This is a genomic window from Streptomyces sp. SLBN-31, from assembly GCF_006715395.1.
Classification (GTDB): Bacteria; Actinomycetota; Actinomycetes; order Streptomycetales; family Streptomycetaceae; genus Streptomyces.
The window spans coordinates 3904723-3917126 of sequence record NZ_VFNC01000001.1; the positions used below are offsets into that span (position 1 = coordinate 3904723).

Here is a 12404-nt window from a genome sequence, read left to right on the forward strand (position 1 = left end):
CACGGTGCGCAGTCAAAGTACGTCGTCATGACCGCGCGATCCCCCCAGGTATGGCTGCCCGCACAGTTCGGCCGCCTCGCCGATCTGCCCCCCGGCCTCGATTACGCCCGCTGGGACGGCCGTTCGGCCTTTCCCACGGACCCGGCGGAGGTCGAGTTCTACGTGCCCCCGCTGACCAAAGACATCAGTGTCATTGCCCGGCCGCTGGCCCGGATGACCCGGCTGCAAGCGGTGCAGGCGCTCAGCGCCGGGACCGACGAGCTGCGGGCGGCACTGGACCGGCAGCCCCGTGAGGTGACCTTGTGCAACGCGAAGGGGGTGCCGGCTGCAGCCACGGCCGAGCTGGCCCTGACGCTGATCCTCGCCAGCCTGCGCGGCATACCGGAATCGCTCCGCGCCCAGGACCGGGAGGACTGGGACCCGCGGACGTTCTCCACCCTGTACGAACGGTCCGTGCTCATCGTCGGTCACGGCGCCGTCGGCTCCGCCCTGGAGAAGCTCCTGACGCCCTTCGGCTGCACCGTCACCCGCGTCGGGCGCGCGGACAGGGACACGCCCCAAGGGCCGGTGCGCTCCGTGTCGCTGCTGCCCCGGCTCGTCGCGGACGCCGACGTGATCGTGCTGTGCACTCCGCTGACCGCGGCGACCCGCGGGCTCTTCGATGCCGCACTGCTGTCCCGCGTCAAGGACGGCGCCCTGCTCGTCAACGTGTCCCGGGGCGCGGTCGTTGACACCGACGCCCTGCTGAAGGAGGTGCACGGCGGCCGGCTGCGGGCCGCCCTCGACGTTAGCGACCCCGAACCGCTCCCGCCGGGCCACCCGCTCTGGACCGCGCCCGGCGTCCTGGTCACCCCGCACGTCGGCGCTTTCACCCCCGATCTGTGGCCCCGTCTCGAAGCGCTCGTGCGACGGCAGCTGGCCCGGTTCGTCGCGGGCGGGGAACTGGAGAACGTCGTCACACGCTGACACGAGGCCGCCCGAGTGTCACACCCTTGCGTCCTCACCGGTCTTGACTGGCACAGCAGCTGATGAATGCACCCGAACAGTGTGCCGCGCGACGAATGGTGACGAGATGGGCAACGACAGCCGGCCAGCCGGACCGGAGCGAGGACGCGGTGGAGAGCGGTTCGCCACGTGGGTGGCGAACCGGACGGGCCTGCGCGGGACGGCCCGCTCCGCCCGGCGCCTGGTCTTCCCGGACCACTGGTCGTTCCTGCTTGGCGAGATCGCGCTCTACAGTCTCGTCGTCCTGCTGATCACGGGCGTCTACCTCAGCCTTTACTTCCACCCCTCCACCGATCTCGTCGTCTACGACGGCGGATACGCGCCGCTGCGGGGGCAGTTGGTCTCCCGGGCCTTCGACTCGACCCTGCACCTCTCCTTCGACGTCCGCGGCGGCCTGCTCGTCCGCCAAGCGCACCACTGGGCGGCACTGGTCTTCGTCGCCGCGGTCTTCGCGCACCTGCTGCGGGTCTTCTTCACCGGCGCGTTCCGCAAGCCGCGCGAGCTGAACTGGGCGCTGGGGTTCCTGCTCCTCGTCCTGGCCATGTTCGCCGGCCTGACCGGCTACGACCTGCCCGACGACCTGCTGTCCGGAACCGGCCTGCAAGTGGTCAACGGCACGCTCCTGTCGATCCCGGTCGTCGGTACCTACCTGTCGTTCTTCCTCTTCGGCGGCGAGTTTCCCGGCGAGGACCTGATCGCCCGCTTCAACGCCCTGCACACGCTGGTCATCCCCGCGCTGATGATCGCGGTGCTCGTCGGTTACGCGGTACTGGCCCTGCGCCACCGGCCCACCCAGTACCCCGGCCCCGGCCGGAGCGAGAACAACGTCGTCGGCGTCCCGCTCGCCGTCCGTGCCGTGAAGTCCGCCGGCTACTTCTGCTTTGTGTCCGGCGTGATCTTCTTCATGGCCGCCGTGGCCCAGATCAACCCCGTGTGGAACTACGGCCCCTTCCGCCCAGACCAGGTCTCCGCCGGGTCCCAGCCGGACTGGTACATGGGCGTCGCGGACGGCCTGCTGCGCGTCATGCCCGGCTGGGAGATCGACGTATGGGGCCACACTCTGGCCCTGGACAACTTCCTGCCCCTGCTGGCCGGCCTGCTCCTCTTCCTCGCGATGGGCGCCTATCCGTTTCTGGAGGCCTGGGTCACGGACGACGACCGCGACCACCACCTCCTCGACCGCCCCCGCAACCGTCCCGTACGGACCGCCTTGGGCGTGGCCTGGCTCAGCATCTACGCGGTGGCGCTCGTCGGCGCCGCCAACGACGTCATCGCCACCCGGCTGCACGTCTCCGTCAACTCCGTGACCTGGGCTGTGCGCCTCGGCCTGTTCGTCGCCCCGGTCCTGGCCTTCGTCACTACCAAGCGCCTCGCGCTCGCCCTCCAGCGGCGCGACCGCGACAAGGTGCTGCACGGCCGCGAGACCGGCGTCATCACGCGCCTGCCGCACGGCGAGTATGTCGAGGTCCACGAGCCCCTCGACCCGGCCCGGCTGCACACCCTCACCGCCCACGAGCAGTACCGGCCGCTGGAGCCCACGCCCGAACCGGACCCGGACGGACCCGCGCCGACCCGGACCCGGACCGCCACTCGGCGCCTGCGCGTGGCGCTCAGCCGCGTCCTCTACGGCCCGGGCACCCAGATCCCCAAACCCTCGCCGCCCGAGCACCGGGAACTCACCGCCCGGCACCGGCCCTGATCCGCCCCTGCCCCCTACCCGACCGACTCCCGCCCGTCTCCCACCCACGCCCCGCCCGGGAGACGGTCGGGGCACCCGCCACCGATCCCGTCCGAAAGGTCATCGACATGAACCGAACCATCCGCACCAGCCGAGCCCGTACCGCACTCACCGCCCTCGCCACCGCGAGCGCTTCGCCGGGCTGTTCACCACCACGACCGGTTCGGCTGCCGCCGACAAGGGCCCCGCCACCGAGGCGCCCAAGCCCACCGTCGTCCTCGTCCACGGCGCGTTCGCCGACTCCACGAGCTGGAACGACGTCATCCGCAGACTGCGCCACGATCACTATCCGGTGGTCGCCGTCGCCAACCCGCTGCGCTCTCTGAGCGGCGACTCCGCCTACCTCAGGGACGTCCTGGCCGGCATCGACGGGCCCATCGTTCTCGCCCGGGCACTCCTACGGCTACCTCGCTGCCTTCCTCCCGGACAAGGGGGAGAGCGCGGCCGACCTGGCGGGCAAGTTCCCGGGCAGTACCCTCGGCGACGCGCTGCGCCCGGTGCCGACCACGAACGCCGGCGGCTCCCCGGTCAATGACCTATAGATTCAGAACGCCGAGTTCCGCCATCAGTTCGCGGCGGACGTGCCCCGCGCCACGACGGACCTGATGGCCGTCACCCAGCGGCCGATCACCGACGCAGCCCTGGCCGGGGCCGCGGCCGAACCGGCCTGGAAGACCATCCCCTCCTGGGCCCTGGTCGCCACGCAGGACCTCAACATCCCGCCCGCGGTGCAGGAGTTCGTGGCCGAGCGGGCCCACGCCCACACCTCGAAGGTGCGGTCCTCGCACGCGGTGAGCGTCTCGAAGCCCGGCAAGGTCACCGAGGTCATCGAGGACGCCGCTGACGCGGTGCGCTGACACCCGACGCCGGACGAGCCGTGCGGACGGTGCGCTGTCGCCCGCCGTACGGCTCGTCGCGCTGTCGCCGCGACCCGCTCCACCGACCGCACCTGCCCCGGACGTGCAAGGACGAACTCGTGCGCTGCGAACCGCGGATCACCCCCATCGACTTCGCCGAGCTCACCTGCACCTCTGCTGCTCAGCGCAGACCCTGGAGCGCTACCACTGGGCAATGCCCCACCCCGGCACGTATCTGCCCGTACTGCTGACGCGCCCTGGGCCCCTCCATCTGGCCGTGCAGGACATCACCCGACGCCACATCGCCGTCGGCCGCCTGATGCCGGGACACTCCGTGGAGGCCGCGCTGCTGGTCGAGGACGCCCGGCAGAGCCGTGGACTGGGCAGTGGGTCTGGCACGGCACGCGCTCAGCGGCGGCCGGGACACCCTCTACGGTCTCTACCTGGCGGGTGACGGACGGATCGACGCGACCCTGCGCCACGCGGACGTCCCCGTGCACCGCACGCGGGAGGGCGACTCCGTCACCGCATGGGCCCGGAACTCGCGACCTCGCCGCGCTCGATGGGGCACCGACACGCTGACCCCGCACGCGGCCGGCCCGCGTCGCCTTCCTCCGGGGAAGAGCTCCGCGGACCGGCCGCGTGCGGGGTCCGTCGTCCTACGGCACCCTGTCGGCGTACAGGTCATCGTCGAACGCCGCGCCCTCCAGGATCGCCTTGACCGAGGTCAGGTAGCGGGCCGCGGCCGCCCCGTCCACCAGCCTGCGGTCGTCCGACAGCGACAGGTGCACAGGTCCCGGAGGCCGATGGCCTCGTCGTCGCCGTCGCGGAGACCGGGGGCCGCCTGACCGTCGTGCCCACACCGGCGATCGCGGCCTCCTTCGACGGCACGATGACGGTGTCGAACAGGGCGCCGCGCGAACCCGTGGTGGAGATCGTGAACGTCGAGCCCGTCACCTCGTCGGGCGTGAGGTGCCCGCCGCGGGCCCGATCGGCCAGGTCGTGGACGGCCGGCGCGACAGCGCGACGTTGGTGACGGTGGAGCCCAGCACCAGGACGCTCGACCCGAGCACCGTGGCGAGCAGGGTCCACCGACCGCGGGCGCCAGCGATCCGGAGGAACGGGACAGGCAGTGGGGGTGGCGCCGTCCGTGGCGGGGGAGTGCGTCATGTCGGATCTTGGCGTCGTCGTCCGACGGGGCGGAGCTGGCACCGGGCGGCCGGGGGCCGTCGCCCGACCGGCGGCCGGGGTGGCCGGGCGACGTACCGTGTTCGGCCGGGCCGGAGCGGCCGGCTCAGCCGAACATGCCGGGCTTAAGACCACCGGGTCACCAGCCCCTTTGCGGCTACCTCACGGATGTCCGTAGCGGTATCCGCTCCGCGCAAGGCCATCCCTCACCCGTGCGGCGTCGTCATCCAGCTCTGCTCGGGACCGATCCAGCCACCTGACCTCCAAACGGAACCGGTCGTTGGCGGTACGGGGGAAAACATGCACGTGAAGATGGAAGACCGTCTGATCGGCCACCTCGCCATCGGCGAGAAACACGTTCACTCCCTGACACGGCAGCTCGGAGCGCCGCAGTGCCCGCGCCAGCAGATGGACGACCTGAAACAAGTGCGCCGTCAAAGTCTGGTCGATGTCCTCCAGGCCTGCGGCATGCGCCTTGGGAATGACGAGGAGATCTCCGGGCGCGGCCGGGTGGATCTCCATGAAGGACAGGACTCGGGCGTCCTCGTACACCCGGCTGGCGCGAACCCGGCCTGCGACGATGTCACAGAAGACGCAGGCCGGATCCGCAGCGAACAACCCCATACGGCCAGCATGCGGCATCGTTCCTCCCCCACCCAACTCCTCCTTACTCACGAGGAGGGTGAGAGCCAGTGCCGAGGATGATGCGGCCGACCGTGTCCCACAGTGCTGCCGAGGCGAATACCGGCCGTTCCGCACCCGGGACTGCCGACCCCTCTCAGGCGCGGCGCACCCGCCAGAGCCATGTCGCCGTGCCGGCCGGCAGCGCGAGCGTCACGAGGTTGGCCACAAAGGCGGGGGTGGTGCCTGCCACGGCGCCTGACAGATTTCCGGTGGCGATGACGGCGCTCGGCAGGACGGGGGTAAGCAGTACGCCGGTGGTCTTTTGAACGGCGGTCCAGTGTCCCCGAGGTGCAGAGAAGTACCGCGCCGATGACGCGGAACAGGACGCCGAACAGCGGCCCGGGGAGGGCGGGGAAGATCATTATGAAGGGCAGCGAGAGGGCGAGCATCAGGAGCGGGACCAGGGGGTGCACCTTGCCGCGCCGGGCGGGTGCGCCGACACCGCTGCGGACCGAGGCCCCCACGTCCGGCGAATCCCCTGGTGAGCGACTCAGCTCTGGACGCCATTCGAGGCCGGGAGATGAAGAACAAGCTTATGCAGGCGACGACCGCTTACCCACCTGACGATGATTCAGCCCAGCAGGTCGCGGATCTCCCGGGCGAGGTCGATGGAGGCGTCGATCTCCAGTTTGCGGTTGGTGAGGCTCTCGACGTTGATCCCGAAAGGCATGCCGAGGCGGCGGCAGTACGCGATCAGGGCCCGGGCATTGAGGAGGCACTGCTCGTACGACACGGCGAGGGGGTCGCCGCGGGTGATCTCGGCCTGGAGCCATCGCGGGACCTCGATACCGAGCCAGGTCATGAACTCCAGGGTCTTCACCGACCCGCACGCGGCCAGGGTCAGCACCACCGGCTTCGGGTCCAGGCCCTGGTCGCGGCAGCCGTGGGTGTAGTCGGAGAGCAGGTTGCGGGTGTGATCCAGGTCGTAGCAGACCTGGGAGACGAAGAATTCGCAGCCGGCGTCCTGCTTGTGCAGCATGCGTGCGCATGATGTCATCCCACTCAGCGGCTCTCTGGCGAAAGCGGTTGGCTTCCGCCGGAGAGCCGCTGAGTGCGCGCAGGTGGATGGCGTCGGCCACCTACTTCCCCTGCTCTCCAATCAGGCGATGTCGGGCTGCCGGTTGAAGGTGCGCTGCAGCAGCCCGTAGAGGGTGTCCCGCTCCTGCTGGCTGAGTCTGTCCAGGCCCGCGATCGTGTTGTGCATTTTCCCGCGGATCACGTCGATGACGCGCTCTCCTTCGGCGGTGAGCACGACGTTCTTGACGCGCCGGTCGGAGGAGCTCGGTTCGCGGCGAACCAGGCCGCGCTTCTCCAGCCGGTCGATGATCCCGGTCATGTTGGAGGCGTCGCAGGTCAGCGTGATGGCCAGGACGCTCATGGAAGCGGGTCCGCGGCGCAACACGTTGAGTGTCTTGCCCTGGCTGGCCGTGAGGTTCTCGCTCGCGGCGGCGACGGTGAAGTCGCCGTAGTAGGCACCCAGCGACACCGAGAGCAGCTCCATGAGCTGGGCGGTGCCGATGCGGGGCGTTGCTGTCATGGACGTCACCTTACCCCGGAAAACTTGACGATCTCAAATATTCCTGGCTACGGTTCGTCCATTACTTGAAGTTCTCAAGCTTCGAGGTTCTTAAGTAGCTCTTCGGGGTCTGAAGGTAGGGAAGAGTTTCGTGTCTCACGTGCAGCATGCGGCGGTCCGGCAACGCTCGGCGGACACCGCGGTGGTCCTGGTGCTAGGGCTTGCCGCCATGGTCGTCTCGATGATGCAGACCCTGGTCGTCCCGATCCTGGGCATCATCCAGAGCGACCTGGCGGTCACCACTGCAAACGTCAGCTGGGTGACCACGGCCACGCTTCTGTCGGCCGCCGTCTTCACTCCGCTGCTCGGTCGCTTCGGCGACCAGCACGGCAAGAAGCCCACCCTCGTCGGCGTTCTGGTCGTGATGATCGCGGGCTCGGTGCTCGCCGCCACCACCACCTCGCTGACATGGCTGATCGTCGGCCGAGTGATGCAGGGAGCGGCGACCGCGATCTTTCCGCTCGCCCTGTCCATCCTGCGCGAAGAGATCAAGCCCGAGAAGCTGCATGGGGCCATGGCCCTGGTCAGTGGCACACTCGCGTTCGGCAGTGGGCTCGCGCTGGTCGGCGCTGGGCTCCTCACGCGGGGCTCGGACCCCGACTACCACCGGGTCTTCTGGCTCGCGGTGGTGCTGGCCGTGGCGGCGCTGGCAGGTGTGCTGTTCACCGTGCCCGCTTCCCGGACGAAGACGGGAGGCAGGACGGACTGGCTGGGGGCGCTGACCCTGGCGGCCCTCCTGGTGCTCCTGCTTCTGCCCATCTCGCAGGGGCAGGAGTGGGGTTGGGCCTCCGGCCGTACGCTCGGTTCCTTCGGCGGGGCGGTCGCCATGGCGGTCGTGTGGGTCGTGGGCGAAAATCGGGTCAAGGAACCGATGGTGGACATGAAGATGTTCGCCCACCGGCCCGTTCTCTTCACCAATCTGGCCGGACTGTTGCTCGGGTTTGCCATGTTCGCCCAGTTCATCGGCGTCTCTTATCTCGTCCAGATGCCCGAGGACGTCGCCGGTTACGGTTTCGGTGCTTCCGTGCTCCAAGCATCCGTCGTGTACCTGCTCCCGACCACACTCGTCTCGCTTCTGGGTGCTCAGTTCGGCGGCGTCATGGTGCGCCGGCTCGGGGCCCGCGTCACCCTGGCGGCCGGCGCCTGCTTCGGAGTGCTCGGATTCGCTTGGCTGAGCGCCGCGCACGACACCACCCCCTCGGTAATCGGCGCGGGCATGGTCATCGGCTTGGCCATCAGCTTCGGTTACGCCTCAATGCCCGCCCTCATCGTGGCCAGCGTGCCCGCGCACCAGACCGGGATTGCCAACGGCATCAATTCCATCTCCCGCTCGGTCGGCAGCGCCGTCGCAAGCGCGGTGATCACCTCGCTGTTGGCGTCGAAAACGATCCGGCTTCCGCACGGCATGCCCGCGCTGCCCCAGGAGAGCCAGTTCACGATCAGCTTTACCCTCGCCGGAGCGGCGTTCGTCCTGGTCGTCGTCGTAGCCCTCGTCGGAATCAGGGCGCAGGCACCCCACACGCCCGTACCGAGGAACGTGACGGAATCCGGGGCCGAGGGGCGTGCGGAGGCGGAAGCCGGCGCCGAACTCGTGTGACCGGGCCTCGTGCCGGCTGCCGACCGGCACGGCAGGCGCTACTCCTGACGTCAGGCGTCGGGGGAGTCACGGGGGCGACTGCGAGCTCGTCGGAGCCGTACCGGCCGCTCCCTCTCGTGCGGTGCTCGGGCCGCTCCCTCTCGTGCGGTGCTCGGGCCGCTCCCTCTCGAGCGGGGGTCCGGCCGCTGCCGTGCGGCGGTGTCGGCCGGCCAATGCCCCGCCGCACATCGACTCGTCGGACACACCCGAACGCTCCTCGACCAGCGCTCGGGTGACATCCGAACCCTCTATGAAAGGCACGACACGATGAAAACTCCCGACCGCACCAACGCGGCCGCACTCACCCCTGCCGAACACCGCACGGCGGTTGCGCAGGAGACCGCCCGGTTCGTCGCAGCGGTCAAGGACGCCGACCTCGGGACAGCAGTGCCCAGCTGTCCCGGCTGGACGCTGGCCGACCTGGTCAAGCACACAGGGAGCGTCCAGCGCTGGTTCTCGGTCCTGCTGCACACGCGCATCCAGGAACCCCCGCGCGGGCGCGAGGTGGACCTGCGACTCCCCGAGCAGGAGGACGGATACGCCGACTGGTTGGCCGAGAGCGAGACCGTGGCCGCGGACGCCTTCGCAGCCACCGACCCGAACCTTCCGATGTGGGCATGGGGCGCGGATCAGCACGCCCGTTTCTGGGCACGCCGGATGCTTTTCGAGACCCTGCTGCACCGGGCCGACGCCGAGCTCGCGCTCGGCCTGCGGCCCACGATCGACCGCCCGCTCGCCGTCGACGGGATCGACGAGTTCCTCGTCAATCTGCCCTTCGCTTCCTTCTTCGCCCCCAAGGTGGCCAACCTGCGCGGCCCCGACCGGACTATCCGCTTCCGCACCACCGACGGGGACGACGACTGGCTGGTGCGCCTGCGGCCCGACGGCTTCGGGCTCGACACGGGCCACCCGGCCACTGACACCGCGAACGCAACCGTCCAGGGCGCCGCGGCCGACCTGCTCTTGCTCGTCTACGGCCGGCTGGCCCACGACGCACAGGAGCTTTCGCACGAGGGCGACGAGAGCCTGCTGGCCCAGTGGTTCTCCAACTCGGCCTTCTGAAAAGGCCCTTTTCCCGGTGACGGCGTGAGACCGGGAAGATGATCAAGTGAGGCCGGCCTGCCAGATCTTGACCCGTCAGGGCTGTGGCCCGCAAGGCTGCAGGGGCTTCGACGACTGGCCAGATGCGTCGCAGCCTGCCGCATGCGTCGGTCGGCACAGGCGTGCCGGTGTACGCGGCGGTTCGGTGCCGACCCACCTCAGGCATCCGGGCTTCGCTCGGTGGGAGGGTGCAGGGGCCGGCACCAATGAGCTCGGCAGGGGGGCGTTTACCCAGCGACTCTCGGCCCAAGTGGGCGCTGCTCTCGATTCCAAGGCGAGCCATGCGAGGGATGCTTCCAGCAGGTCGCTACGGCCGTCACCCGGCAGGCAGGGGGTCGGGTCCGCTGTCCTCCGATCCAACGGCGCCGGTGGCCGCCGCCTTGCGTCGCTCCCGCCACCAGGCCGCGATCAGAGCGGCCGCGGTACCGCCCACCGCGTAGGCGGAGAGCACCCACCAGGCGACCGATGTGGCGTGCGCGTCGAAGTACACGGTGTTGCGGACCAGCGTGGTGCCCGCGCCCGGCGGCAGCGCCTGTCCGATCGCACTCCAGAAGAACGGCAGCAGCACCGAGGGGTACACACCGCCCGAACTCGGGTTGCCCAGCACCACGAACAGCACGATGGTCAACCCCGTGCCAAGCATGCCCAGCAGCGTCTGCAGCGCGAGCGAGGTCGCCGCAGACGCGAACACCACCAGCGTGCCGATCCCGGTCAGCGCCCAGAAGTGACCGCTCAGCGCGTCGAACACCGGGCCCACGATCACCGCGCCGGCGACCCCGGACACGATCGCGTACAACCCCAGTACCGTCAGCCTGATCACGATCCGGTGCCGGTTGGCCGGTCGAGAACCGGCGGACATAGTCATGATCGTCGCCGTCAGATAGCCGCCGATCACCCAGCCGAGCACCAGGTAGAAGGAGGTCATGCCGCGCCCGTCGCCGCTGTTGGGGGCTTGGATGTCGATGACCGCGACCTGCCGCTTCTGCACGGCCTCGATCTTCTGGGCGAGTTGTGAGGCGGTCTGTGACACCGAGGGGCCGCCGGCAGAGGCGACCAGCAGTGTGTCCTTCGTGCCGGTCGAGTCGAACAGGAACGCGGCGTCCGCCCTACGGTCCATGATCCGCTCTCTGGCGGCGGACTCGTCGGGGGCGGCGGTCGCCTTCACCGGGTCGCCGTCGAGCCCGTTGAGCTTGGCCACGATCTGCGCCGAGGCCTGCCGCGGGGCCACCACCGCCACCGGAATCCGGTGCGGCGTGGGGGAGTGGAATGCGCCCAGATAGGAGACGGTGAAGGCGAGTTGGATCAGCAGGCCGCCCAGTACGAGCCCGAAGGCACGAAAGCTGATGGCGTCCCGCAGTTCGGCCGGGAAACCCCGGGCAGGGGCGGCGGAGGTCGAGGGGGAGTCGGCGCTCATGGCACGCATGTACCCCGAATGAGCCAGAACACCGAAGGTGCGATTTGGCATGTGCTTGTCGTCGGTCTTTCTCGCCTGAGAGCTCGGGTGTTGCTGGTCAGGGTGGTGGGTTAGGGGCGTCGTGTGTGGGTGTTTGTGACATCGGGTGAGAAGTGGCAGCGTGCTGGGGGTGAGAGGGCCCAGGGGGTGCCGGCGGTGGCTACCAGCGCATGCCCAGCGCGTCGAGGTCGGTGCGGCGTTGTGGGGTGAGTTTGGCCGCTCTGCGGCGGGTGTTGTCGATCCAGGCACCGAGTTTGACGACCGTCTCCTGGCCGCCGTTGCCGCCTCCGCTCGCCCGGATTGTTTCGGTGTGTTTGCGGGGCACCCGTAGGTGGCCTTCGCGTGCGTGGAACTGGCGTGCGGCTGCGAGGTGGGTGGCCCACCATTCGTCCTGACTGCGCCGGCCCGGCGCTACGGTCTCGCCCGCGGCCGCGGGGTCGATGCCGGCGCTCTCCAGCAGGAACCGCTGCGCCGGCGTCAGCTGTTCCCATCCGGCCCGCTGCGCGGCGATCCAGGCGCCGAGGTCTTCGCCCTGGACGATGAGTTCACCCACCGCGGTCGGGAGGGTGCCGCTGGCGCGGGTTTGGGCGAGGGTGAGCCGGTAGCAGCGCTGCCAGGCCACGTCCCACCCCGCCAGGGCCCACCCGGGATCGAGGGCGTCCAGCGCTTCCATCCGCTCCTGGGCCAGTTCCCCGGCATACGAGAGGCCCGTCTCCCCATTCGCGCGTCGTGCGGCGTTCTCCGGGGTCTTGCGGGCCGCTGCGCGCTGGTTCTTCGCCCAGACCCCGATCTGGAACCCGTCTGCGCCCCAGACCGCGGTGGCCGGCGGCAGGAAGTGTCCGTGCGCGTCCGCGGACGCCTGTGCCACGGCGAGTCCGGCCTCCCAGGCGGAGGCCTGGACCGACCACACCATGCCCAGCGCCTCGAGTTCGGCGACGCGGCCGGCCTCGAGGGTGCCGGCGGCGTAGCAGCGGCGCTGATCGGTGAGGAACACCCCCAGGGGATACGAGCCGAACGCGCCCCACTCGTCCGGGGTGACGTACACATACGGCACCCGCAGCTCTTGCGCACCGCTCCCGCGCTGCCGCATGCGCCCGCTGCACAGTGCCCAGCCCGACCGAGGTGTATGTCGCGAACACCGTCACCGCCCCCGGGCCAGCCGTCCA

The 12404-nt window shown here is 69.9% G+C and carries 9 protein-coding genes and 2 pseudogenes; 5 read left to right on the plus strand and 6 right to left on the minus strand.

What is annotated here, in order from left to right; translation table 11 throughout:
• Nucleotides 1–27: 27 nt before the first annotated feature.
• The 3 genes and pseudogenes from FBY22_RS18090 (at nt 28) to FBY22_RS18100 (ending at nt 3600) form a co-directional block, all read left to right on the plus strand.
• Nucleotides 28–966: a 2-hydroxyacid dehydrogenase gene (locus FBY22_RS18090; protein ID WP_142146776.1), complete on the plus strand. Its 939-nt coding sequence runs from the start codon at nt 28–30 to the stop codon at nt 964–966.
• A 106-nt stretch (nt 967–1072) separates the two neighbouring features.
• Nucleotides 1073–2704, plus strand: a complete 1632-nt coding sequence (locus tag FBY22_RS18095; RefSeq protein ID WP_142146777.1) for a cytochrome b — start codon at nt 1073–1075, stop codon at nt 2702–2704.
• 107 nt (nt 2705–2811) lie between these two features.
• Nucleotides 2812–3600 (plus strand): annotated as a pseudogene (locus tag FBY22_RS18100) (alpha/beta fold hydrolase).
• A 659-nt stretch (nt 3601–4259) separates the two neighbouring features.
• Here the strand turns inward: FBY22_RS18100 and FBY22_RS18110 are convergent.
• From FBY22_RS18110 to FBY22_RS18130, 4 genes and pseudogenes are all read right to left on the minus strand, one after another.
• Nucleotides 4260–4620, minus strand: a pseudogene (locus tag FBY22_RS18110) (2-oxo acid dehydrogenase subunit E2); the annotation flags it as partial.
• Between the two features lie 330 nt (nt 4621–4950).
• A complete protein-coding gene (locus FBY22_RS18115; RefSeq protein ID WP_142146778.1) occupies nt 4951–5412 on the minus strand; it encodes an HIT family protein in 462 nt (153 codons plus the stop codon).
• Nucleotides 5413–6043: 631 nt separating this feature from the next.
• Nucleotides 6044–6451, minus strand: a complete 408-nt coding sequence (locus FBY22_RS18125) for a methylenetetrahydrofolate reductase (protein ID WP_222127777.1) — start codon at nt 6449–6451, stop codon at nt 6044–6046.
• A gap of 120 nt (nt 6452–6571) precedes the next feature.
• Nucleotides 6572–7009, minus strand: a complete 438-nt coding sequence (locus FBY22_RS18130; RefSeq protein WP_142146779.1) for a MarR family winged helix-turn-helix transcriptional regulator — start codon at nt 7007–7009, stop codon at nt 6572–6574.
• A gap of 130 nt (nt 7010–7139) precedes the next feature.
• Here FBY22_RS18130 and FBY22_RS18135 point away from each other — a divergent pair, with 130 nt between their 5' ends.
• Entirely contained in the window at nt 7140–8645 is a 1506-nt protein-coding gene (locus FBY22_RS18135; protein ID WP_260844916.1) for an MFS transporter, read from the plus strand.
• A gap of 306 nt (nt 8646–8951) precedes the next feature.
• Complete coding sequence (locus FBY22_RS18140; protein ID WP_142146780.1) at nt 8952–9746, plus strand: maleylpyruvate isomerase family mycothiol-dependent enzyme; 795 nt, start codon at nt 8952–8954, stop codon at nt 9744–9746.
• 355 nt (nt 9747–10101) lie between these two features.
• Here the strand turns inward: FBY22_RS18140 and FBY22_RS18145 are convergent, their stop codons facing one another.
• A complete protein-coding gene (locus tag FBY22_RS18145) occupies nt 10102–11199 on the minus strand; it encodes a DUF3533 domain-containing protein (RefSeq protein WP_399211328.1) in 1098 nt (365 codons plus the stop codon).
• A 199-nt stretch (nt 11200–11398) separates the two neighbouring features.
• A complete protein-coding gene (locus FBY22_RS18150; RefSeq protein ID WP_142146782.1) occupies nt 11399–12328 on the minus strand; it encodes a helicase associated domain-containing protein in 930 nt (309 codons plus the stop codon).
• Between the last annotated feature and the right edge of the window lie 76 nt (nt 12329–12404).

Bases quoted from the DNA above. Each gene is read 5' to 3' on its own strand.
- FBY22_RS18090 (WP_142146776.1), top strand. From the start codon at position 28: ATGACCGCGCGATCCCCCCAGGTATGGCTGCCCGCACAGTTCGGCCGC.
- FBY22_RS18095 (WP_142146777.1), top strand. From the start codon at position 1,073: ATGGGCAACGACAGCCGGCCAGCCGGACCGGAGCGAGGACGCGGTGGA.
- FBY22_RS18115 (WP_142146778.1), bottom strand. From the start codon at position 5,412: ATGGGGTTGTTCGCTGCGGATCCGGCCTGCGTCTTCTGTGACATCGTC.
- FBY22_RS18140 (WP_142146780.1), top strand. From the start codon at position 8,952: ATGAAAACTCCCGACCGCACCAACGCGGCCGCACTCACCCCTGCCGAA.
- FBY22_RS18125 (WP_222127777.1), bottom strand. From the start codon at position 6,451: ATGCTGCACAAGCAGGACGCCGGCTGCGAATTCTTCGTCTCCCAGGTC.
- FBY22_RS18150 (WP_142146782.1), bottom strand. From the start codon at position 12,328: ATGCGGCAGCGCGGGAGCGGTGCGCAAGAGCTGCGGGTGCCGTATGTG.
- FBY22_RS18130 (WP_142146779.1), bottom strand. From the start codon at position 7,009: ATGACAGCAACGCCCCGCATCGGCACCGCCCAGCTCATGGAGCTGCTC.
- FBY22_RS18145 (WP_399211328.1), bottom strand. From the start codon at position 11,199: ATGAGCGCCGACTCCCCCTCGACCTCCGCCGCCCCTGCCCGGGGTTTC.